This window comes from Acinetobacter calcoaceticus, from assembly GCF_016508255.1.
Taxonomy (GTDB): Bacteria; Pseudomonadota; Gammaproteobacteria; order Pseudomonadales; family Moraxellaceae; genus Acinetobacter; species Acinetobacter calcoaceticus_E.
Window position 1 is genome coordinate 1 of record NZ_JADVKT010000012.1, and the last position, 22785, is coordinate 22785.

At 39.1% G+C, this 22785-nt stretch carries 20 protein-coding genes; 9 read left to right on the forward strand and 11 right to left on the reverse strand.

The features are described 5' to 3' along the window. Nucleotides 1–236: 236 nt before the first annotated feature. A complete protein-coding gene (gene tyrS / locus I5515_RS16520) occupies nucleotides 237–1469 on the reverse strand; it encodes a tyrosine--tRNA ligase (RefSeq protein WP_199968725.1) in 1233 nt (410 codons plus the stop codon). 61 nt (nucleotides 1470–1530) lie between these two features. Here tyrS and I5515_RS16525 point away from each other — a divergent pair, with 61 nt between their 5' ends. Then, nucleotides 1531–2658 carry an anhydro-N-acetylmuramic acid kinase gene (locus tag I5515_RS16525; RefSeq protein ID WP_199968726.1) on the forward strand — a complete coding sequence of 376 codons (1128 nt, stop codon included), beginning with the start codon at nucleotides 1531–1533 and terminating at the stop codon, nucleotides 2656–2658. Nucleotides 2659–2785: 127 nt separating this feature from the next. Next, nucleotides 2786–3628 carry an alpha/beta fold hydrolase gene (locus I5515_RS16530; RefSeq protein ID WP_199968727.1) on the forward strand — a complete coding sequence of 281 codons (843 nt, stop codon included), beginning with the start codon at nucleotides 2786–2788 and terminating at the stop codon, nucleotides 3626–3628. 60 nt (nucleotides 3629–3688) lie between these two features. On the opposite strand, the gene erpA is transcribed toward I5515_RS16530, so the two are convergent. The 4 genes from erpA to I5515_RS16550 form a co-directional block, all read right to left on the reverse strand. Continuing rightward, complete coding sequence (gene erpA, locus I5515_RS16535) at nucleotides 3689–4024, reverse strand: iron-sulfur cluster insertion protein ErpA (RefSeq protein ID WP_003656048.1); 336 nt, start codon at nucleotides 4022–4024, stop codon at nucleotides 3689–3691. Between the two features lie 124 nt (nucleotides 4025–4148). Then, entirely contained in the window at nucleotides 4149–5153 is a 1005-nt protein-coding gene (locus tag I5515_RS16540) for a putative solute-binding protein (protein WP_199968728.1), read from the reverse strand. A 353-nt stretch (nucleotides 5154–5506) separates the two neighbouring features. After that, nucleotides 5507–6514 carry a putative solute-binding protein gene (locus tag I5515_RS16545; RefSeq protein WP_199968729.1) on the reverse strand — a complete coding sequence of 336 codons (1008 nt, stop codon included), beginning with the start codon at nucleotides 6512–6514 and terminating at the stop codon, nucleotides 5507–5509. 254 nt (nucleotides 6515–6768) lie between these two features. After that, on the reverse strand, nucleotides 6769–7773 hold the full coding sequence (locus I5515_RS16550; RefSeq protein ID WP_199968730.1) for a putative solute-binding protein: 1005 nt from the start codon (nucleotides 7771–7773) through the stop codon (nucleotides 6769–6771). A 253-nt stretch (nucleotides 7774–8026) separates the two neighbouring features. Here I5515_RS16550 and I5515_RS16555 point away from each other — a divergent pair, with 253 nt between their 5' ends. Further along, nucleotides 8027–9958, forward strand: a complete 1932-nt coding sequence (locus I5515_RS16555) for an ATP-binding cassette domain-containing protein (protein WP_199968733.1) — start codon at nucleotides 8027–8029, stop codon at nucleotides 9956–9958. Between the two features lie 277 nt (nucleotides 9959–10235). Continuing rightward, nucleotides 10236–10793 (forward strand): VTT domain-containing protein, encoded by a 558-nt coding sequence (locus tag I5515_RS16560; RefSeq protein ID WP_199968734.1) that lies wholly within the window; start codon nucleotides 10236–10238, stop codon nucleotides 10791–10793. Between the two features lie 89 nt (nucleotides 10794–10882). Here I5515_RS16560 and cybC read toward each other — a convergent pair whose 3' ends face one another. The 5 genes from cybC to dnaA all read right to left on the reverse strand — a co-directional run bounded on the left by cybC (nucleotide 10883) and on the right by dnaA (nucleotide 17584). Continuing rightward, the gene (cybC, locus tag I5515_RS16565; RefSeq protein ID WP_199968735.1) at nucleotides 10883–11275 is read right to left on the reverse strand and encodes a cytochrome b562; all 393 of its coding nucleotides are present in this window, start codon (nucleotides 11273–11275) and stop codon (nucleotides 10883–10885) included. Between the two features lie 37 nt (nucleotides 11276–11312). Continuing rightward, the gene (gene gyrB / locus I5515_RS16570) at nucleotides 11313–13781 is read right to left on the reverse strand and encodes a DNA topoisomerase (ATP-hydrolyzing) subunit B (RefSeq protein WP_199968736.1); all 2469 of its coding nucleotides are present in this window, start codon (nucleotides 13779–13781) and stop codon (nucleotides 11313–11315) included. 52 nt (nucleotides 13782–13833) lie between these two features. Next, nucleotides 13834–14916 carry a DNA replication/repair protein RecF gene (gene recF, locus I5515_RS16575; protein WP_199968738.1) on the reverse strand — a complete coding sequence of 361 codons (1083 nt, stop codon included), beginning with the start codon at nucleotides 14914–14916 and terminating at the stop codon, nucleotides 13834–13836. A gap of 15 nt (nucleotides 14917–14931) precedes the next feature. After that, nucleotides 14932–16080, reverse strand: a complete 1149-nt coding sequence (gene dnaN / locus I5515_RS16580) for a DNA polymerase III subunit beta (RefSeq protein WP_199968740.1) — start codon at nucleotides 16078–16080, stop codon at nucleotides 14932–14934. A 97-nt stretch (nucleotides 16081–16177) separates the two neighbouring features. After that, nucleotides 16178–17584: a chromosomal replication initiator protein DnaA gene (dnaA, locus tag I5515_RS16585; protein ID WP_199968742.1), complete on the reverse strand. Its 1407-nt coding sequence runs from the start codon at nucleotides 17582–17584 to the stop codon at nucleotides 16178–16180. A gap of 683 nt (nucleotides 17585–18267) precedes the next feature. Here dnaA and rpmH point away from each other — a divergent pair. From rpmH to mnmE, 5 genes are all read left to right on the forward strand, one after another. Further along, nucleotides 18268–18402: a 50S ribosomal protein L34 gene (gene rpmH, locus I5515_RS16590; protein ID WP_000831329.1), complete on the forward strand. Its 135-nt coding sequence runs from the start codon at nucleotides 18268–18270 to the stop codon at nucleotides 18400–18402. Between the two features lie 30 nt (nucleotides 18403–18432). Further along, complete coding sequence (rnpA, locus tag I5515_RS16595) at nucleotides 18433–18825, forward strand: ribonuclease P protein component (RefSeq protein ID WP_199968744.1); 393 nt, start codon at nucleotides 18433–18435, stop codon at nucleotides 18823–18825. 10 nt (nucleotides 18826–18835) lie between these two features. Further along, nucleotides 18836–19156, forward strand: coding sequence for a membrane protein insertion efficiency factor YidD (yidD, locus tag I5515_RS16600; protein WP_003656027.1), 321 nt, complete (start codon nucleotides 18836–18838; stop codon nucleotides 19154–19156). Between the two features lie 5 nt (nucleotides 19157–19161). Then, on the forward strand, nucleotides 19162–20922 hold the full coding sequence (yidC, locus tag I5515_RS16605; protein ID WP_199968746.1) for a membrane protein insertase YidC: 1761 nt from the start codon (nucleotides 19162–19164) through the stop codon (nucleotides 20920–20922). Nucleotides 20923–21012: 90 nt separating this feature from the next. Beyond that, nucleotides 21013–22368 (forward strand): tRNA uridine-5-carboxymethylaminomethyl(34) synthesis GTPase MnmE, encoded by a 1356-nt coding sequence (gene mnmE, locus I5515_RS16610; protein ID WP_199968748.1) that lies wholly within the window; start codon nucleotides 21013–21015, stop codon nucleotides 22366–22368. A gap of 48 nt (nucleotides 22369–22416) precedes the next feature. Here the strand turns inward: mnmE and I5515_RS16615 are convergent, their stop codons facing one another. Continuing rightward, on the reverse strand, nucleotides 22417–22680 hold the full coding sequence (locus tag I5515_RS16615; protein WP_199968750.1) for a metal/formaldehyde-sensitive transcriptional repressor: 264 nt from the start codon (nucleotides 22678–22680) through the stop codon (nucleotides 22417–22419). Between the last annotated feature and the right edge of the window lie 105 nt (nucleotides 22681–22785).

Below are 22785 nucleotides of genomic sequence, written 5' to 3' on the forward strand. Positions count from 1 at the left end.
AAGATTCCAAAGATTCCAAAGATTCCAAAGATTCCAAAGATTCCAAAGATTCCAAAGACATATTAGAGTAAAAGCTCTATTTCCAAACTATGTTTCTCTCTATCTTCTTATTTGCTTTGATTACTTTTCATTATTATTGATCTATAGATTGTTCCACGTGGAACGTTGAATTATTTTTGTGATCCTTAAATAAAAAAAGCAGGATTACTCCTGCTTTTTATCACTACACAACATTCTTAGTCAGTGAACGTTACACGTGCAATTGCTTTTTTACCTGACTGAATAATGAAAGTGCCATTTTCTTTTACAGAGAAACTTGCATCAACAGCATTCCAGTCAACTTTTACTGCACCACGAGCTACCGCATCTTTTGCAGCTGCTGCATTTGGATTTAGACCAGCTACACGTAGAATTGTGGCAATAAAGATTTCTCCACCAAACTCACTACGCGAAATAGTCACCTCTGGGGTGTCTTCTGGTACCTCACCTTCTGTAATAAGGTTACCAGCACTTTTATGTGCATTAGCCGCAGCTTCTGCATCATGGAAACGTTCAACTAGTTCAAGTGCAAGGATACGTTTTACTTCTTGCGGATTACGACCAGCAGCAATTTCATCTAATAAGGTTTTGATCTCATCTAGAGATTTAAAACTTAATAAATCGAAATAGCGTTCAATTAAAGAGTCTGGCATTGATAAAACTTTTTGGTACATTGCCCCTGGAGTATCAAACACACCAATATAGTTAGCTAAAGATTTAGACATTTTATTTACGCCATCTAGACCTTCTAGAATCGGTACAGTGATACACACTTGCGATTCTTGGCCATAACGGCTTTGTAAAGTACGCCCCATAAGTAAGTTAAAGGTCTGGTCTGTACCGCCCAACTCAACGTCAGCTTCAAGTGCAATAGAGTCATAACCTTGAACTAAAGGATATAAAAACTCATGGATTGCAATCGGCTGATGGTTGCTATAGCGCTTTGTAAAGTCATCGCGTTCTAACATGCGAGATACGGTTTGCTGACTTGCTAGCTGAATAAGGTCAGCAGCAGACTTTTGATTAAACCATTCTGAGTTGAAACGTACTTTTGTTTTATTCGGATCTAATATTTTGAAAACTTGTTCTTGATAAGTCTTAGCGTTGGCTTCTACTTGTTCACGTGACAACGGCGGACGAGTTGCGCTTTTACCAGTTGGGTCACCGATCATAGCTGTATAGTCACCAATCAAGAAGGTAACTTCATGGCCCAAATCTTGGAAAGTTTTTAGTTTGTTAATAAGAACCGTATGGCCTAAATGTAAATCTGGTGCTGTAGGATCAAAACCAGCTTTAATTTTAAGAGGGCGATTCTCTTTAAGCTTTTTCAGTAAATCTTCTTCTGAAATAATTTCGTGCGTGCCTCGTTGGATGAGGGCAAGCTGTTCTTCGGCGGGCAAGAAATTTGACATCACAAAACCTAAACACATCAGTTATTCAATTTGTGCGATATACTAACATTTTTTCAGCGTCTTGCAGGGGAAGTTGTATATGAGCGCAATCTATATCGGCGTAATGACTGGCACTAGTATGGATGGTGTGGATATTGTTGCGGCTTCATTTGAGCCACTACAGCTTCATGCCACACTTACTGTTCCATTCGAACCCGAGTTACGTGATGAGCTTATGGCGTTAACTTTACCTGATGACAATGAAATTGACCGCATGGGTAAAGCTGATGTTGCTCTAGCGAAAATGATTGGTCATGGGATTAATACTCTCATTGAAAAAAACCAGCTAGATCGTAGTCAAATTAAAGCGATTGGTTCACATGGGCAAACCATTCGTCACCGTCCAGAACATGGCTTTACACTACAAATTGGCGATCCAAATATCATTACTGAAATCACTCAAATTCCAGTTGTTTCAGATTTTCGTCGTAGAGATATGGCAGCAGGTGGTCAAGGCGCGCCATTAGTTCCAGCTTTTCATCAGGCATTATTTCAACATCCAAGTATTCATCGTGTGATTTTGAATTTGGGTGGTATTGCCAATGTGAGTATGTTGCCTGCCAATAATCCTGATGGTGTATTTGGTTTTGATACGGGTCCTGCAAATATTTTGATGGACGCGTGGTGTCATCGCCATACAGGTCATCCATATGATGAAAATGGTGATTGGGCAGCTTATGGTCACCCTATTCGCTCTTTACTCGACCGTCTCCATGCACATGAATATTTTTCTAAAGAGCCACCTAAAAGCACAGGACGTGAGGATTTCAATATTGACTGGTTAGATGATCAGTTAATCGATTGGCGAAACGATTTAACTTATGATGAGTTAGAAGACACACCTGAAAACATTCAAGCCACCTTATTAAAGCTTACTGTACGTGCCATTCAAAAAGCGATTTATCGCTCAGAGATGGAAACAGGTGAAGTATATGTATGTGGTGGTGGTGCTTATAACTCTTACTTACTAGAACAATTACGCTGGCGTCTTCGTAAGCACAATTGGTCTGTTCAACCTACAGATGTTTTAGGACTCTCCCCTACTTGGGTCGAGGCTACCGCATTTGCTTGGTTAGCAATGCGGTTTGTAAAAGGTTTAAGTGGTAATTTGCCAGCAGTAACAGGTGCTTCGGATTTTAGAATTTTAGGAACAATCACGGCGGTGTAAGGCTATTTATCGATTTAATTGGTCATATTCGACCTCATAGCACATTTACTGACCCGAAATGCTCTTATTTAAATGAGCATAAAAACTCATGATGAACGCCAACAAAAATAATTTAAGGTATGTTTTCATGGATCTGACCAAACGTATTGATCAATACACTCGTGGCACCTGGACATTCGATGTGATTGATTCAGGCCCTATAGATGGTCCTCTCGTTGTTTTATTGCATGGTTTTCCAGAAACTGCTCATAGTTGGGAGCAGACTTCTGAGTTATTGCATCAGCATCAATTTAGAACGCTTGCGATTCATCAACGCGGTTATAGTTTGAATGCCAGCCCCCAAAGCCGATTTCAATACGCACTGAGTGAACTTGTAGAAGATGTAGCAAGTTTAATTGAGCAGCTTGGTCAGCCAGTTTATTTAATTGGGCATGACTGGGGCTCGGCAATCGCTTCAGGCGTTGCGATGAAATATCCACAATATATTCAACATCTCACTTTAGTCTCTGTGCCTCACCAAGCTGCTTTTTTAAAAGCTTGTTTAAGCAGTAGACAACTTTTTAAATCTTATTATTTTGCAATTTTTCAGCTGCCGATTCTGCCCGAACTTTTATTTAAAAAAATACCTAAATTGGGCCGCAAATTTCTTAAGTCATCAGGTATGACCGAAGAGCAAATTGAGATATTCGAGGCTGAGTTTATAGAAGAAAATAGATTATCTACGGCGTTGAATTGGTATCGTGGCTTTTTTTGGGACAAGCCTCAAAATCCGTTTAAAGCCATAGATGTTCCTACTCTTTTTATTTGGGGTAAACATGATATTGCAGTTACAGAAAAAAGTGCCGAGCTAAACTCACATTATTTTAAAAATAGTTATGAGGCAGTTTTTATGGATGCATCGCATTGGATTCCATATCAGAATGCACCTGAACTGGTGCAATATTTTTTAGAATCTGTCCGTAAAAAGTAAGGATCTGACCAATAAAAAAACCTCTCTATTTTGAGAGGTTTTTTTAATTTTAAAATTTTTTTAAATCGAGAACGAAGAACCACAACCACATGTTGTTGTTGCATTTGGGTTTTGGATAATAAAACGTGACCCTTCAAGACCTTCTACATAGTCAACCACTGAGCCAATTAAATATTGATAGCTAAGTGAGTCAACAAGCATTTTTACATCGCCATTTACGAATTCTGCATCATCTTCATTTACGCTTTCAGCAAAATTGAAGCCATACGAAAACCCTGAACACCCGCCTCCTGTTACATACACACGTAACATGAGATCGTCATTCCCTTCACTATCACGGAGTTGGCGTACCTTATTGGCAGCATTATCTGTCAAAACTAGAGCTTGGGCATTCATGATGATTGTTCCTCGGATTTTGCTGTGCCTTTCAAAATAAAAAAGACCCTATATTGAGTATAGCATAATCAATATAGGGTCTGTCTTCGAACTTTAAAGCCAATCTTGAGTATTTTTATCAAGATTATTTGTAATTCTCATCCTGTAAGCCACATTCAAAGTTTTTAGCATCTTGCTTACAACGGAATTGCCAAAGGAGTTTCATCATACGTTTATCGTACACACCACGTTGTGTAAGGTTAATGCGAGACTCACGCATGAGCTTTTGGTAACCAGGTTTATCTGCAGCTGGAACATCCATCCAGTAGCTTTGTGGGATATCAGCTTTCATTTTACCTAAAATGTTAAATGCACGTGGTAGCTGAGCTGCTACCCATTGTCGTGATTTCTGTCCAAAACCAGCAGGAAACTTATCAGGTCGAATAATAATATTTCCTGTCACCTGCAAAATCGGATAGTTCACGATCGCGCCTTTTGTTCCTAGCCCTTTTTGTAGTTCTAAAGGTTTAAATGCTGCTGCTGGCGCACCAATAATATCAACTTGATGGTTATTAAATTTAGCACCGAAATTTGTTACGTCAGCACTAACAGCCTGCGCTCCTACCTGCTGCACCATAATTTTTTGTGCTTCATCATAGTCAAGAACGGCAATTTTTTTACCTGCAGCTTTCGCTACTGTATTAATGCTACGGTCATTTACTAATAGATAGGCATCGCCAACTGGAATAACACCAACAACCTCATAGCGGCCGTTAACCATATATTTACTAAAAGTCGGACTCGCTAAACCCTGCATCACTTTTACAGCAAGCTTGAGATCAGGAATAGCTCCAATTGCATCTAATGACCCTGTAAACGAGTTAAATTGACGACCACGCATCCCTGACACACTAATACCATCACATTTGCCCGCTTTGAAATCTTCAGCAATCACGGCTTCATTCTGGTTTACTTTGAGTTCAATATCAGCTCCCCAGTTTTTAGCGGCAAGTTGATAATCCTTCATTAGCGCATAGACATCGCCATTTTTACCAACGAAGTCAAAAACACATACTGTTTGTTTAGCCTGAGCTGCAAAAGAAACTGTGGTAAGTCCAATCGCAAGTAATAGCATTTTGGAAAATTGCATATTCTTTTTCCTTTCCTTGTGGAGTTTTTGTTTTTCGATACCAAGAAATTTCACACCAAAATGGTATGAGTCGGATAGGCCTCATATAAAAAATCATGTTGTAGATATTTTTACGGAACTTTTTGCTTTTATGATTTTATTTCCATGAAAAATAGATAGCGATTGATCTACCTATTAGCAATTATATTCATCATTCAAGTCCTTGATCCATTTTTATACCTTCATGTTTCCCTATGAAGTTTTTATCTAAATTTAGCTTAACGTCTTTCTAACTAACAACAATGGCAGAATTGACAGTACATAGAAAACAAAAAGCCTAGAACTGAGTCTAGGCTTTTTGAGAGAAATTAAGATTATTCACCAGGCATTGAACATTCAAAGTTAGCCTTGTCCACAGAACAACGTGCTTTTTTCAATACAGACATCATTCCTGCATCGTAAACGCCACGTTTAGTTAGGTCCATACGGCCATCACGTAACATTTTTTGATACTTAAGCTTGTCTTCTGCACTTAAGTTCATTTTGTATTTGCCAGGAATTTGCGCTTCTAAACGGTTAATCATTGCCAAGTTCTTAGGTAACTGTTTAACGAACCAGTCACGAGATTTTTGACCAAAACCAGCTGGGAATTTATCAGAACGTAATACTAGATCTGCTGTAACGTGTAGTACAGGGAAGTTCCACATTACACCGTTTGCACCCAAACCTTTATTTAACTCTAATGGTTTATAAGCATAAGCAGGCGCACCTACCATATCTACTTGACCATTATTAAATTTCGCAGCAAAGTTTGAAATATCAGAAAGAACTGCTTGAGCACCTACGCGTTGCACCATAATTTTTTGTGCGTCGTCATAACCCAATACAGCGAATTTTTTACCCGCAGCTTTTTCAACAGAGTTGATGTTTTTATCACGTACGAAAATGAATGCCGAACCTAGCGGAGAAATACCAGCAACTTCGTATTTTTTACCACCCATATTAGTGGTCATTTTTGCTGCATTACGCGCATCTAATACATATGTGATTGCACGTTGAGCGATTTGGTTATTTGGAACACCGCCTAGTGAGTCGATAGATCCTGCGAATTTGTTATATTGGCGCGCACGCATTGCTGTCATTGCTACAGCATCACATTTGCCTGCTTTAAAATCATTATCAGCAACTGCCTCGTCCTGACGAGGAACCAAGTTAATTTCAGTACCCCAGCCTTTTGCAGCAAGAGCCCATTCTTCCATCATTTTATATGAGTCGCCTGCTTTTCCTAAGAGGTCGAATACACATACGGTACTCGCTGCTTGCGCTGAAGCAGAAAAACCAACAACAGAAGCGGCAGCCATAGCAAGTACGATTTTTTTCATTTTCTTCATCCTTCCACGGAACAGATTTTTTGTTTGAAGTTTCCTTTCAAAGACAGATATTAATCATGTTTTTTAGAAAAAAATAGAGCATTTACTCAATTTTTTTATCTAATTGGACCATTGTTTGTTCAATTTAAATTATTTATTAGCGATAAAAATCTCTAAGTTTCCATAAGTTACTTTTTATATTTATAATTTTCATACCCATATTCAGCTTTGAAATATATGTAGCGTTTTTGTGTTTAAAAAATCAACTACTCTGCGTTAAGTGTGCATTCAAAATTTGTCCGTTCAACTGTACAGCGAGCACGCTTAAGCACACTCATCATTGTGGCATCGTATACGCCCTGTTTTGTTAAGCTGAGGCGACCTTCACGTAAAATTTTTTGATATTTGGTTTTATCTTCTGCTGAAAAGTTCATTTTAATTTTTGCTGGGACACCCATTTCTAGACGTTTTATCATGGCAAAATTCTGAGGTATTTGTTGGATAAACCAATCGCGTGACTTTATTCCAAAATCTATGGGAAACTTATCACTTCTAGTAATTAAATCACCCGTAACGTTCACTACCGGAAAAGTAAACATAGCCCCACTCGTTCCCACACCTTTACCAATTTCTAGTGGTTTATAAGCATAAGCAGGTGCGGCAATTGCATCGACTTGCCCACTATTAAACTTTTTCACAAAATCGGTAATTTCAGAAGGAATGGGCTTTGCGCCAACACTTTCAACCATAATTTTCTGTGCTGCGTCATATTGCAAAATAGCAAACTTAGTCCCACGTACTTTTTCAATTGAGTTAAGGTTTTTATCTCTTACAAATAAGTATGCTAATCCAATTTGAATAATCCCAACAACCTCGTAATTCATTCCATTTTGCGCAGTCACTAGACGATGTTTATTGCGCTTATCGAGAACATAGCTAATCGCTTTTTGTGCAATCGAATTACTGGTTACCCCACCAATCGCATCGATAGAACCCGCAAATTTATTATAATTTCGCGCCCGCATGGAGGTCATATAAGCAGCATCACATTTGCCTTCACGCAATCTACGGTCAACCAAACCCTCATCTTGAAACGGAATTAAAGTGATATCAGCTTGCCAACTTTTAGCTGCAAGCGCCCACTCCTCCATCATTTTATAGGATTCACCCGACTTTCCTAATAAATCAAATACACACACATTTTGTCCCGCATGTGCAGTCCCCATAGCACAGCAAAGTACTGTACTAACAATCCCCAATCCCTTTTTCATTTTACTTTCCTTAGTCTGGTTTTATTAATAGCTCATTTATCAACCAAATCTTAATTTTTTTATTTTAGCCACATTTTTTTCGTTATGTGCTTTATCTTGTTCAATATTTGGATAATTTCAGACGAATAGCTAAATCTATAGCTTTTTAATCTCTCCAATATTTGCCAACTTGGAACTAAAATCCGGAAAGTTTTGTTTTCATCGGCAGTTCTCTTTAAAATACAGCATCCCTAACTCACCTCGATACAATAAGATGATTCAATTTGACCAAGTTTCTTTACGCCGCGGTGGACGTGTTCTATTTCAAAAAGCGTCTATGCAATTACACCCAGGCTGGAAGATTGGTCTGACTGGAGTCAATGGAGCTGGAAAATCCACCCTATTTGCAGCTTTACTTGGAAGTTTAGGGGCTGATGAAGGTTCACTAACTCGTCCTTCAGGCTGGATCGTGGCGCATATGGCGCAAGAAATAAAAGCACTAGATATGCCTGCAATTGATTTTGTTCTCTCGGGCGATGAAGAGTTTTGGGATATTCAAAATAAGCTTGCTCAACCAGATCAACTGAGTGACTTCGAGTTAGCTAAATTACATGGCCGCTTTGATGAAATTCATGGTTATTCAGCACCATCTAAAGCTGCTCAGCTCATGGCTGGTCTTGGCTTTTTAGAAAATCAATTGCGTTTGAACGTTGAGAGTTTCTCAGGTGGATGGCGTATGCGTTTAAATTTAGCACGCACCTTAATGAGCCGTTCAGATTTATTATTACTTGATGAACCAACAAACCATTTAGACTTAGATGCAATCTTGTGGTTAGAAGATTGGCTTAAAGCCTATGAAGGTACACTCATTCTCATTTCACATGATCGTGACTTTTTAGATGCGATTACAGATCATATTCTGCATATTGAAAATCAGGAACTCACGCTTTACACCGGGAACTACTCTACATTTGAAACCACACGTAGTGAACGTCTTGCCCAGCAACAACAAGCTTTTGAGAAACAAGAAGAAACGCGCGCTCATCTACAAAAGTTTATTGATCGTTTTAAAGCAAAAGCGACAAAAGCTCGTCAGGCACAAAGCCGTATTAAACAACTTGAGCGTATGCAGCAACTTGCACCTGCACATGTAGATACGCCGTTTACGTTTAGCTTCCGTGAACCGACCAAAATGAGTTCTCCTTTGCTGACTTTAGACAATGCCAGCATTGGTTATGGCGATACACAAATAGCTGAGAAAATCAGATTACAAATTACGCCAACCTCACGTATTGGTTTACTTGGTATGAACGGCGCAGGTAAATCAACCTTAATTAAAAGTTTGGTTGGTGACTTACCGCTATTAGCTGGTGAACGCAAGGCGTCAGAGTTACTTAATATTGGTTACTTTGCCCAGCACCAAATGGATGCTTTAGATGGCCATGCTACTCCAATGTTACAGCTTGCGCGTATAGCAGATAAAAAAATTAGTGAAGCCACCTTACGTTCTTTCTTAGGTAGTTTTGGCTTTAGTGGTGAACGCATGGATACGCCATGTGAAACCTTTTCTGGTGGAGAGCGCGCTCGTTTGGCCCTCGCACTTATTGTATGGCAGCGCCCAAATGTTTTAATCCTCGATGAGCCAACGAACCATTTAGATCTTGATATGCGTCACGCATTAAGCATGGCATTACAAGATTTTGAAGGGGCTGTTGTGCTGGTTTCCCACGAACGTCAACTCATTGCAAGTGTTTGTGATGAGCTTCTTTTGGTACACGGCGGTAAATCTACCGAATTCGAAGGTGATTTACAGGATTATGCAAAATGGCTACGTGAAGCACGTCAGCAACTAATCAATGCTCAAAATGCTGTAGGTCAAAATAATTCTTCCTCTCCCGCTCCTGCCCTCGCTAAAGTTGATAAAGAAGCGCAGCGTAAAGAAGCGGCTCGCCGTCGTGAACAAACTCGACCTATTCGTAAGAATATTGAAAAAGTTGAGTCTCAAATTGAGAAACTTCAACCACAGCTTGTCAAAATTGAAGAGTCTCTGGCAGACACGACGTTATATGAAGCTGCACGTAAGGATGATCTGCTCAAACTTATGAATGAACAGACTGAGTTGAAGGCTAAACTTGAACAATATGAAGAACAGCTTTTAGAACTTATGATGGAGTTAGAAGAGTTGGAAGCTTCATTCGAAAACTAATTATCTTGCCAGTTCCAGACTGACTGCATGCTGGAACTGGCTTTTTTGATAGAATTAAAAATAAAGCATATATTTTTGATAACATCAGAAGATGTTTGGGTGAAGATCAACTAATTTAATTTAGCTATTAAATTTTTGAGATAGATTCAAATTTGATAACATATAAAATATAAACTACATCTTAAGGGTTGCCATACACAGATAATTTAACTAAATTCTGTAGCTTCGTTTTACCCTTCTATTGAGTAGGTATTTAATTCGGGATCAGACAAACTGAATGAATTTTTTTGATTTTATTACTAATTTTGAACAATTTTTACCTATTTTGATTCAGGAGTATGGTGCATGGGTCTATGCCATTCTCTTTTTGATTATATTTTCTGAAACAGCTTTTGTGTTTATGTTCTTTTTACCTGGAGATAGCTTACTTTTAACTGTTGGTGCGCTGTGTTCAGTGATTGAAATGATGCATCTAGGTTATATGATTACTTTACTAACCGTTGCTGCCACACTGGGTTATATCGTAAATTATTCTATTGGTCGACATTTTGGTAATCGTATTTTTGAAGCAAAATCACGTTTTATTAAAAAAGAGTATTTAAATAAAACCAACCGCTATTTCTTGCAACACGGTGGTAAAACTATTCTTCTGGCACGTTTTATTCCATTCGCACGTTCTTTTGCCCCACTCGCGGCTGGCTCTAGCAATATGAGTTATGGAAAGTTTTTGATTTACAACGTAGCTGGCGCTATTTTATGGATCTGCATTTTAGTGACGGCAGGTTATCTATTCGGTCATGCCCTCATTCAGGTTACAGATTTAGTAGAAAATTAATATGCTTCAGGTTTAATAAAACTGAATACACAATAAAAAAAGGGGAATGATTTATCATTCCCCTTTTTTTTATATAGATCGAAATTAATCTATCTAAATTTTTTGTGGTTCTCATTACGGATGTTAACCAAGTTGATTGCTTCAGTTTTGGCTTGGTCTAATTGGCCTTTATCGACCAATACCGTAATTCGATCAATTTCAGCAACCAGCTGATCTAGACCGGTTTCATATTCTTTTACCTGTACATTTTCTGGTGGTAAGCCTTCTAATTTATGAGGTAGAACATGCTTTGAAGATACTGCTGCCTGACGCATAATCACAAGTTGCTGTTTTGCATTACTTACATCTTTCGCTTCAGCAAACGCTTTTGTGCTTTTTGCTAAAGTTTTCATGTCGGCTTCCAAGTCCGCTGCAAATGCAGAATGACTCACTAAAGCCGCACATGAAATCAGCATACTTGCTAAAAGTTTTTGACCCATCATCTTCTCTCCCTAGACTGATTTAGAATCGTGTTATCAATTAAGCATCAATATCTGCATTTAGAGCATTCTCTTCAATGAATGCACGACGTGGTTCCACATCATCACCCATTAAGCAAGAGAACATACGATCTGCTTCAATCGCATCGTCAATGGTCACCTGCAACATATGACGGTTTTCAGGGTCCATTGTCGTTTCCCAAAGCTGTTCAGCATTCATCTCACCAAGACCTTTATAGCGCTGGATCATCATACCGCGGCGCGAATCTTGCAAAATGTGTTGCCAAACCTGATGGAAGTTAGCCACTTGAATACGGCGATCACCTTTTTGTAAATAAGCACCATCTTCAAGCAAACTGAACCAACTCTTCGAGTTTTTCAGCAAACGAGCATACTCAGCTGAGTTCAATAAACCTGCATCAAGCAAATATGCGTGTGGCAGATTATGAACATATACCGTAATACGCGGCCAATAATGTGCAGATTTTTCACCCTGAGCATTTTCACGTTCAAATGACTCTAGTGTAATTTCTGGACGTAAACTTGGCTGTAATCTTGTAATGATATCTTTTACCTGATCAGCCCATTGCTGTACATAAGCCTGATCATGATTTTGATCGCTCTTGAATGCTTCTACTTCAAGTAAAGCATCAAGCAAACTCGCAGGATAACGTAACGTTAAGCGCTGTAAGCTCTTTTGCGAAACTTGATAATCCTGAATGACTCTAGCAAGTGCTTCACCTGTAATTGATGGTGCTTCAGCATTGGTATGCAAAGATAGCTCATCAATCGCATTTGAAATTAAATAATTTTCCAATGCATCATTATCTTTGATGTATTGTTCCTGCTTACCTTTTTTCAATTTGTATAAAGGTGGCTGTGCAATATAGATATACCCACGCTCAACCAACTCTGGCATTTGACGGAAGAAGAACGTTAACAACAAAGTTCGAATATGCGAACCATCAACGTCGGCATCGGTCATGATAATGATTTTATGATAACGCAGCTTGTCTGGATTATATTCTTCACGGCCAATACCACAACCGAGAGCAGTAATTAAAGTACCCACTTCCTGACTTGAAATCATTTTGTCAAAGCGTGCACGTTCAACGTTCAGGATTTTACCTTTCAACGGCAAAATAGCCTGCATTTTACGGTTACGACCTTGCTTGGCACTACCACCAGCAGAGTCACCCTCGACAAGATATAATTCAGAAAGTGCTGGATCTTTTTCCTGACAATCAGCCAATTTACCTGGTAAACCAGCAATATCAAGTGCGCTCTTACGACGCGTCATTTCACGCGCTTTACGTGCAGCATCACGCGCACGTGCAGCATCAATAATCTTACCGGCAATTGACTTTGCAGCTTGCGGGTTTTCAAGTAAGTAAGCAGAGAACTCTTTGTTCATTGCTTGCTCAACGGCAGGTTTTACTTCACTCGATACCAGTTTTTCTTTGGTTTGAGATGAGAATTTTGGATCAGGTACTTTTACCGAAATAATCGCGGTTAAACCTTCACGTGCATCGTCGCCCGTTACATTGACTTTTTCTTTCTTGAGAATATTTTCATTTTCAAGATATTGGTTTAAACCACGCGTCAAAGCTGCACGGAAACCAGCTAAATGGCTACCGCCATCTTTTTGAGGAATGTTATTGGTAAAGCAACGAACATTTTCTTGATAACTTTCATTCCACTGCAAGGCTACTTCTACACCAATACCGGTATCTGTATCCGCAGTAAAATGGAAAATCTCATTTAGATGAGTTTTACCTTCGTTAATGTATTTTACAAACTCAGATAATCCACCTTCGTAGTCATATACATGTTCAAGGTTAATACGCTCATCACGTAATACAATACGTACGCCCGCGTTTAAGAATGAAAGCTCACGTAAACGACGCGCTAGAATTTCTACGTTAAAAATGGTTTGAGTAAATGTTAGCTCACTTGGCCAAAAACGTACTGTTGTACCACTCTTATCTGTTTCACCAATCACACGTAATGGATATTGCGGATCACCGTGTTGATATTCTTGCTCATGCACTTGACCAGCACGAGAAATCATTAAATGTAATTTACTAGAAAGTGCGTTTACTACAGAAACACCTACACCGTGTAAACCACCTGAAACCTTATAGCTGTTGTCATCAAACTTACCGCCTGCGTGCAGAATGGTAAGAATTACTTCCGCTGCAGAAACACCTTCTTCAGGGTGAATATCGGTTGGAATACCACGACCATTATCAGAAACGCTCACTGATTCATCTTCATGAATAGTAACAATAATTTCATCACAATGCCCAGCTAGAGCTTCATCGATTGCGTTATCGACTACCTCGAATACCATATGGTGTAAACCGGTACCGTCGTCTGTATCCCCAATATACATACCCGGACGTTTACGAACTGCATCTAATCCACGTAATACTTTAATACTAGAGGAATCATAAGCCTTTTCATTGGTTTGTTCTGTTTGAGAGGCTGATTGAGACTCTGAACTCATGGTTTCTCCCTAGCAAATATAGGTTTATTCAAAGATAGATAACATCAAAAAATTATGGTGAAGCAAGACTAACTTGACCGGATTCAACATTGAATAATTGATATGAAATAGACAAATCATGTAAATGTTTTTTTACCGATGCATGATCTAAAGTTGTCATAAAAACCTGGCTACCAAGTTGGCTTAATCGTTCAATTAAACGTTGTTGTGCGGTTAAGTCTAATTCTGCTGTCAGATCATCTAATAATACCACAGTTTCCTTATTACTCGCATGCAACATTGCAATTTGTGACAGTTTTAAGGCAATTATCAGCAGTTTTTTCTGACCTCTTGATAAAACCACATCAGCATGTCCATAAGGGGTTTTTAAGCGCAAATCAGCTCGATGTGGACCATATTCGGTATAATGTCGTTCGATGTCTTTTTGGTGTTGATTGAGCAGGTCTTGCATGAGTCCCTGCTCTGTATGAAAACCTGGACTGTATTCCAATTCAATTTCAAGATCAGGGAGCAATTGACTCAAATCATTTTGAAAAAAGACATTCCATTGTTCCACAATACCCAAGCGTTGAGAGTGCAAAATTTCACCATAATCACTCAGCATTTTGTTCCAAGGCTCTAAATCAGCCAAAGACAAATTTCTTCGGGTTTTAAGTAAAGTATTTCGCTGTTTTAATGCACGCGAGTAGTATTGCCATGCAAAATAAAACTCAGGTTCCACGTGGAACATCAGCCAATCCAAAAGTTGGCGTCGCGGTTTTGCCCCATGATCAATAATATCGGTACTTTGTGGATCAAGGTGCTGCAAAGGAAGTAGTTTAGCAAGTTGGCCTTGGGTAGCCACGGTGTCGCCATTGACCTTCATCAACTGCTCACCAGAGGCTAACTTTTGCATGCCAATTTTCTCAGTACTAGACTGTGCAAAGACAATCGCATCTTCGGCAGCATACTGAATATAATTTTTAGGAATGTGAGTGCGGAATGAGCGCCCTGTTGCAAGCAAATGAATTGCTTCCAGAATGGAGGTTTTCCCTGAACCATTAGCGCCATAAAATATATTAAACGGCTGCAACCCTTGGAGTGCAACCGTTTTTAAATTACGCACACGTTCGATATTTAAGCGCGTAAGATGCATATTAGGATAGCCAGACTATACACGCATCGGCATAACTACATAAGTTTGATCAGTATGTGCCGGGTCTTGAACCAAAACAGACTGATTCGCCTCACTCATACTCATATTTACGTCATCACCATCAAGTACACCCAATACTTCAAGTAAATATTGCGCATTAAATGACATTTCGAGCGGTACATTTTGATATTGAATAGCTAGATCTTCAATAGCCTCATCTTGCTCAGGGTTATTCGCACGAAGCTGTAAAGAATCCTGATTAAAATTCAAGAAAACACCACGTAACTTTTCATTACTCAAAATTGCGACACGTTGCAATGATTGCTTAAATACATCATGGCTAATTAATACATGTTTATCGCCACCACGTGGAATTACACGACGATAATCAGGGAATTTTCCATCAATCAATTTTGTCGTAAAACGAACAGTAATATCACCCTGTTCCTTATCACGACTTGGCGTATTGATGGTTACATTTAACAATTCACGACCAATCAACAATGTTAATTGTTCATCTTCAATACTCAGTAAACGCTGTAATTCACCAACAGCTTTACGAGGTACAATGGCCTGAACCAATTGAGATGATGTAGAAGAAGCCGTAATTTCACAAAGTGCTAAACGGTGACCATCTGTTGTTACTGCACGTAATTGATTTTCATCAATTTCTAATAGAGTACCCGTTAAATAGAAACGCACATCTTGTACAGCCATCGCAAAAGCAGTTTTTTCAAATAAACGCTTTAACTCACGTTGGGTTACTTGTACTTGAGTACCTTGACTATTTTCAGTGGTCAATAATGGATAATCTTCTGCTGGCAAAGTCCCTAATACGAAACGGCTGTTACCAGATTTTAAGATACATCTTTGATCTTCAGTAATTTGCAAATCAATTAATGCAGCTGCAGGTAATGATTTACAAATTTCCATTAACTTACGAGCAGGGACTGTGGTTTCCCCCGCTTCAAGGCATGCCCCTTCTGTTAAAACAGTGCTCGCAACCAGCTCGACTTCTAAATCGGAACCAGTAATGGTGAGCGCCTGAGCATTAGTCTGAATTTTGACGTTTGAAAGAATATTCAATGTATGACGACGTTCTACCGCACCGACAACATGCGATAAAACATTGAGTAAACTTTCTTTAGCGATTTTCAAACGCACGATTCATTCCTCTAGCAACTTGGAGCAAATATTTCATTTTTTAGCTGTGTACTATGCTGCACTTACGTAGACTTTGCAACAAGGTCTTATTATTTCATTAACTCTGAAGTAAGCGCAGTAGATTTTTATAATCTTCATCAAAAATTGGATCTTCTTCTCGCAGACTTGCTACCTTTTCACAAGCATGCATCACAGTACTGTGATCGCGGCCACCGAAAGCCATTCCAATTTCTGGAAAACTATCACCAGTCAACTCACGGGCAAGCCCCATGGCCAACTGACGTGGTCGAGCATAAATTCGCGTACGTTTCGGCCCTACTAATTCTTTTAATGGGATCCGGAAATATTCGCTAACCACACGCTGGATATTTTCTACACTAATGGTTCGTGCACGGATGGCCAACACATCTTTTAAAGACTCACGAACCACATCAAGATCGATTGGTGCACCTTTAAAACGAGAAATTGCAACGACTTTATTAAGTGCCCCTTCAAGTTCACGCACGTTAGCAACAACTTGTTGTGCAATAAATAATGCACAATTTCGAGGTAAATCGACACCGCTATTTTCCGCTTTCTTTAATAAAATTTCGATGCGAGTTTCAATATCTGGTGGCTCTACACCAACTGAAAGTCCCCAAGAAAAACGGGAAACTAAACGCGGATCTAACTCTGTTAATTCTTTTGGATAACGGTCTGAAGTTAAAATAATTTGTTTAGATTCATCAAGTAAGGCATTAAATGTATAGAAGAATTCAACTAGGCTCGCCTCTTTACCTGCTAAGAGATGAATATCATCCACCAACAATAAATCTAAAGAACGACAGTTTTTCTTAAACTCTTCTACTTTGCCTTTTTGTAAAGAACTCACAAAATCCTGAACAAAACTCTCAGAAGTCATATACATCACACGAGCATTAGGTTTTGCCTGTAGTAAAGCATTGCCAACTGCCTGCATTAAGTGCGTCTTACCTAGCCCTGTAGGACCATATAAAAACAAAGGGTTATGTTGTGAAGCACCTAATTGAGTTAATACTTTTCTACATGTTTCAGCAGCCATCTGGTTCGAACGGCCTTCAACAAATAAAGAAAAAGTAAACTGCGGATTTAGTAGCTTTTTCTTCGCTGTTTTCGGATTGACCACGCTATTCGTATGAGGATTAGCAACGGAATCGGGTTCTTTTTTTACTTTGATACTTTGTGGTGGCGCGGTTTGCAAAGCCGCTGTCGTGGTTGCTGGTTGTTCAGCAGATGACAAAATACTCCCAGGACGAGAATCAACTAAAATCTCCACCTGACGGACACGCCCTTCTGACAACTGCTCAGCCAATATAGAAATTAATTCTAAATGGTTCTCTTGAATGTAACGCGTCCAATAAGGGTTAGGAGCATAGAGACGTAGTATTCCTTCTACTTCTTCAGCAACTAATGGGCGAATCCACATCGCAAAGACGTTATCAGAGAGCTCTTGTCGCAAGCGAGTTAAGCAGTCTGTCCAAAGCATGTGTATCCCCTATCTCTGCGTTTTTTAAATTCAAATAATCTAAAGATTAACCCTTCCTGATGAGAAGGGGTCGCCATTCTAACCAAGTTATCCACATCTGTCATGACGAATTCGACTGATTTTGCCTAAAAAGAAAACTCTTGTGAATAAATTTAAATTCAAAACCACTTGTGTATAACTTTTTGCACAACCTGTGGATAAATTAACACATAAACTTATCCACAATCCATAAATATAATAGAAACAGAGTTATCAACAACTCAAATATATGTTTTTTAAATTTAAAAGTTCGAAATCCACAGAAAAAGTCGTCCCTAATAAGAATAAATATAAATTTTAAAATTTGAATTTATTTAATAGGGGTGTGATCTTTTGTGGATAACTGCAAAATATGAATTTAAATTCAAATGCAGCAAATCAAAGACTAGATGATATCTTATTTTGTTGATAAGTATGTATATAAGGTGTGTATATAATAAAAGTTCTAATAAAAATAGACAATTGCTTTGTGCATAACTTTAAAAACTATATTTTGCATTAAATGATGACAATCATAAAAAAGAAGTAGAAAGGTTAAAAATTTAGGTTAAATACAAAACTTTCTTGGTTTTTCATTGACAGCGTAAACATTGCACAATAAAATCGCGGACCTTTATAGAAAGATCATTTTTGGGAGTTTCGATATGAAACGTACTTTCCAGCCATCTGAATTAAAGCGTAAACGCGTTCATGGTTTCCGTGCTCGTATGGCAACTAAAGCTGGTCGTCAAGTATTAGCTCGTCGTCGTGCAAAAGGTCGTCATAGCTTAACTGTTTAATACTGTTACGCTGACCAAGACTTGGGTGTGATGACACTTTACAATTTTAGCACAGATGTGCGAATACGCTGTGCTGCAGATTATAAAAGTGTATTCGATGGTGCGCTTTTTAAAGTGCATCAACCCCATTTTTTATTTCTTGCAAAATTAACCGAACAGCCTAATAGCCGTTTGGGTATTGTTGTTGCTAAGAAAAAAGTGCGCCGTGCGCATGAAAGAAATCGAATAAAACGTCTTGCTCGTGAGAGCTTTCGTCTACATCAGCCGAATTTTGGATCAGACATAGATGTTGTGGTAATGCCGAAAGTTGGTATAGAAACGATTACGAATGCTGAGCTATATCAACAATTAGATTTTGCTTGGCAAAAATTACAACGCTTAGCAAAAAAACATTCTAAAGTTGGCACAACCTCGCAGAATTAAGAGATAGCCAATGGTTCGTTTTCTACGTTGGTTGATTCGACTGTATCAAATTGCGATTAGTCCGCTTCTTGGACCCCGTTGTCGTTATATCCCGACTTGTTCCCAATATGCGATAGAAGCATTGCAAACTCATGGTGCAATAAAAGGCGTTTGGTTATCTTCTAAACGCATTTGTCGTTGTCATCCGTGGGGTGGGTCTGGATATGATCCGGTACCGCCAAAAGCAATTCGTTTTATTTCGTTTCATCAAATAGATTCTCAAACGCATCATGTTGCTGTACCCTTTCGTGATCGTTTACTGAAGCAAAATCTCTCTAACCATTTGGGGTAATAGATATGCAACAATGGGCCAGGTTTGCAATTCTCGGGGCCATGTTTGTCACCGCATATTTGCTCATTTTGGCTTGGCAAAAAGATTATGGAAATGCTGCAACTGCACCGCAAAAACAAGCGGCGGCTGTAAGTTCACATGAAGTATCTGCTGATTTGCCAAATGCTAAAAATGCAACAGTGGCTTCCGATGTGCCACAAGCAAATATTGCGCAGTCACAAACCACAGATGCAACTGCACCTGTGAATCAACAGCTTATTTCAGTACAAACTGACCTTTACCATATTTGGATCAATCCCAAAGGTGGTGATATTGTTCGTATTGAATTACTCTCACACGACGAAAGCAAAGATAGTGATCAGCCATTCGTTATGCTTGAAAATGATGTCAAGCGTACATATGTTGCTCAATCTGGCTTAATTGGTTTGAATGGACCAGATAGTAGTCGTGGTGGTCGTCCATTATATGCTGTTGAAAAAACATCATATACTTTGGCTGATGCTAAGGGTGTACAGGATCAAAAGGGTCAATCTGAAAAAGTTTTAAACGTTCCGATGGTATTTAAGACACCTGAAGGCGTTGAAATTATTAAAACTTTTACCTTTACCCAAGGGCAATATCCAATTGTTGTAAGACATCAAGTGATTAACCGTAGCCAACAAAGCTGGCAAGGTCAGATGTTTGGACAATTAAAACGTGATAACTCTGAAGATCCTGGTAAATCTTCTCAAGGTATTTTCACTCTAGGAACTTTCTTAGGTGGAGCTTGGGGGACGCCTGATTCACATTACAACAAGCTTAAGTTTGCTAATTTCTCTGAAGAAAAAGTAAGCACTGAAGCTAAAGGTGGATGGGTTGCGATTGTTCAGCATTATTTTGTAAGTGCTTGGATTCCTGGGAATCTTAAACTGACTCAAGCGAATGGTCAGCCTTATGTAGCTAAACTTGAATCTCGTCAATCTGCTGATCATATGAATATCATTGGTTTTACCTCACCAGTGATTAATGTTCCGGCAGGCACTTCAATGGAAGTGGACGCAAAACTTTATTCAGGTCCGAAAGTACAATCTGAATTAAAAGATTTAGCGGTTGGCTTGAATCAAACTGTTGATTATGGCTGGTTATGGCCGATTGCCAAGTTACTGTTCTTAGGTCTTCAATTCTTCCATAGCATTGTGGGCAACTGGGGATGGTCAATCATCTTACTTACAGTTATGGTGAAGATGATTTTGTGGCCTTTATCTTCAAAAAGTTATCGTTCAATGGCGAAAATGCGTGTGATTGCACCAGAAATGCAACGCATGAAAGAAGAGTTCGGTGAAGACCGTATGCGCTTCTCGCAAGAAATGATGGCTTTATACAAACGTGAACAAGTGAATCCTCTTTCAGGTTGTTTACCATTGTTGCTACAAATGCCAATTTTCCTTGCCTTGTACTGGGTACTCATGGAAAGTGTGGAATTACGTCACGCACCATGGTTAGGCTGGATTCAAGATTTGTCAGCAATGGATCCTTGGTTCATCTTGCCGTTGATCATGGGTGCTACCATGTTTGCACAGCAAATGTTGAACCCACAACCAGCAGATCCAATGCAGGCTAAAGTGTTCCGCATTATGCCGATTATGTTCACGGTATTTATGTTGTTCTTCCCGGCAGGTCTCGTGCTTTACTGGATTGTGAACAACAGTATTACTATTTTACAGCAATCGTTTATTAACAAGAGTGTTGCGAAAAGTCGTATAAATAAGACTGAATCAGCTTCTTAATCGTTTAACTTTTGCTGAATAAATCCGCTTAAGATGGTAATCTTAGGCGGATTTTTCTTTGGCTGGATTTTAGGTTTTTAGGTGAATAATATGCAAAGTCAAACCACGATTGCCGCAATTGCAACGCCGCCAGGGCGTGGTGGTGTGGGCGTGATTCGCCTATCGGGGCCTAAGGCTTATGAAATTGCTCAAAACCTGACACAGAAAAACTTGCCTGAAGCACGTATGGCGGGTTTCCGTAAGTTCTACGATGTTGATGGCAGCATTATGGATGAAGGCATTGTTCTATGCTTTCCCAATCCTCACTCATTTACAGGTGAAGATGTTGTAGAGTTACAAGGTCACGGCGGTCCAGTCATCCAAAATGCCTTGCTTGGTCGTCTATTCGAGCTTGGTGCAATCGCTGCAAAAGCCGGTGAGTTTTCCATGCGTGCTTTTGAAAATGGCAAGATGGACTTGGTACAAGCAGAAGCTATTGCCGACTTGATTGATGCGACTTCGCAAGCGGCGGCGCGCTCCGCTGTTCGTTCTTTACAAGGCGCTTTTTCAACAAAAATTAATACTGTTTTAGAAAAACTGATTCATCTACGTTTGCATGTAGAAGCGGCAATTGATTTTCCTGAAGAAGAAATTGATTTTTTGGCCGATGGCAAAATTTTAGCTTTACTTGAAGATGTACAACAGTCTGTACATGGTGTGCAAATGTCTGCACGACAGGGTCAATTACTACGTGAAGGTTTGCAAGTCGTTATTGCTGGTAAACCAAATGCAGGTAAATCGAGTTTGTTAAATGCGCTTGCTGGTGTTGAGCGCGCAATTGTGACGGATATTGCTGGAACAACTCGCGATGTTTTGCATGAAAAAATTAGCTTAAATGGTCTACCTATCACCTTAACAGATACTGCGGGTCTTCGTGAAACGGGTGATATCGTTGAAAAAGAAGGGATTCGCAGAGCAATCAAGGAAATTGAGCAGGCTGATTTGTTACTGCTGGTTTATGACTTAAATCAAGGTGATGACCCATTAAAACTCGCTCAAGAATATTTTGCTGAACACATTGAACCACGCCGCTTAATGTTAATTGGTAATAAATGCGATTTAACTGGTCAATTGGCAGAAATAAGTGATTTTCAAGGGTTCCGCCATATTACTGTTTCAGCAAAACAAGAAATGGGTGTACAAGGCCTCGTAGAGGCGATTACAGCTCATGCAGGCTTCCAGCCTGAGGAAGATACATTTATTGCGAGAACACGTCATTTAGACGCAATGAAGCGTACCCAGCTCTATCTTTCAGAAGCACATGAGCAACTTGTGGTATTTAATGCAGGTGAACTTGTTGCTGAGTCATTACGTCTTGCTCAAAATGCTTTAGGCGAAATTACGGGTGACTTTAGCGCCGATGACCTATTAGGCAAAATCTTTGGTTCTTTTTGTATTGGAAAATAATTAAAAAAATTCTGAATGATGCACGTGGTGTGTCATTCAGAGCAGTTCTTAACCATATCTTTTTAGAACCTTTAAAAACTCATCTAACTCATTCTGATCGACTTGTGCTTCTTTGAGCACGTGGTGATGTAAGTGCTGTTCCATCAATTCATTCATCAGACCGTTTATAGCGCCTTTAATTGCAGCAACTTGTTGTAGTATTTCTATGCATGAAATATCTGGCTGTTCAACAGCATACTCAATACTATTAATTTGCCCTTTTAGCCGTTTTACACGATTAAGAATTTTTTTATCCTGACCAATGTGACTCATCTGTTTTCTCTTAATAATTTAATATACTGGTATGGAGTATATTTGGTTTAAGTTTTATGCAGAATCCTAGTGTATCACGTCGTTATTCATATCAGTTTGATGAAC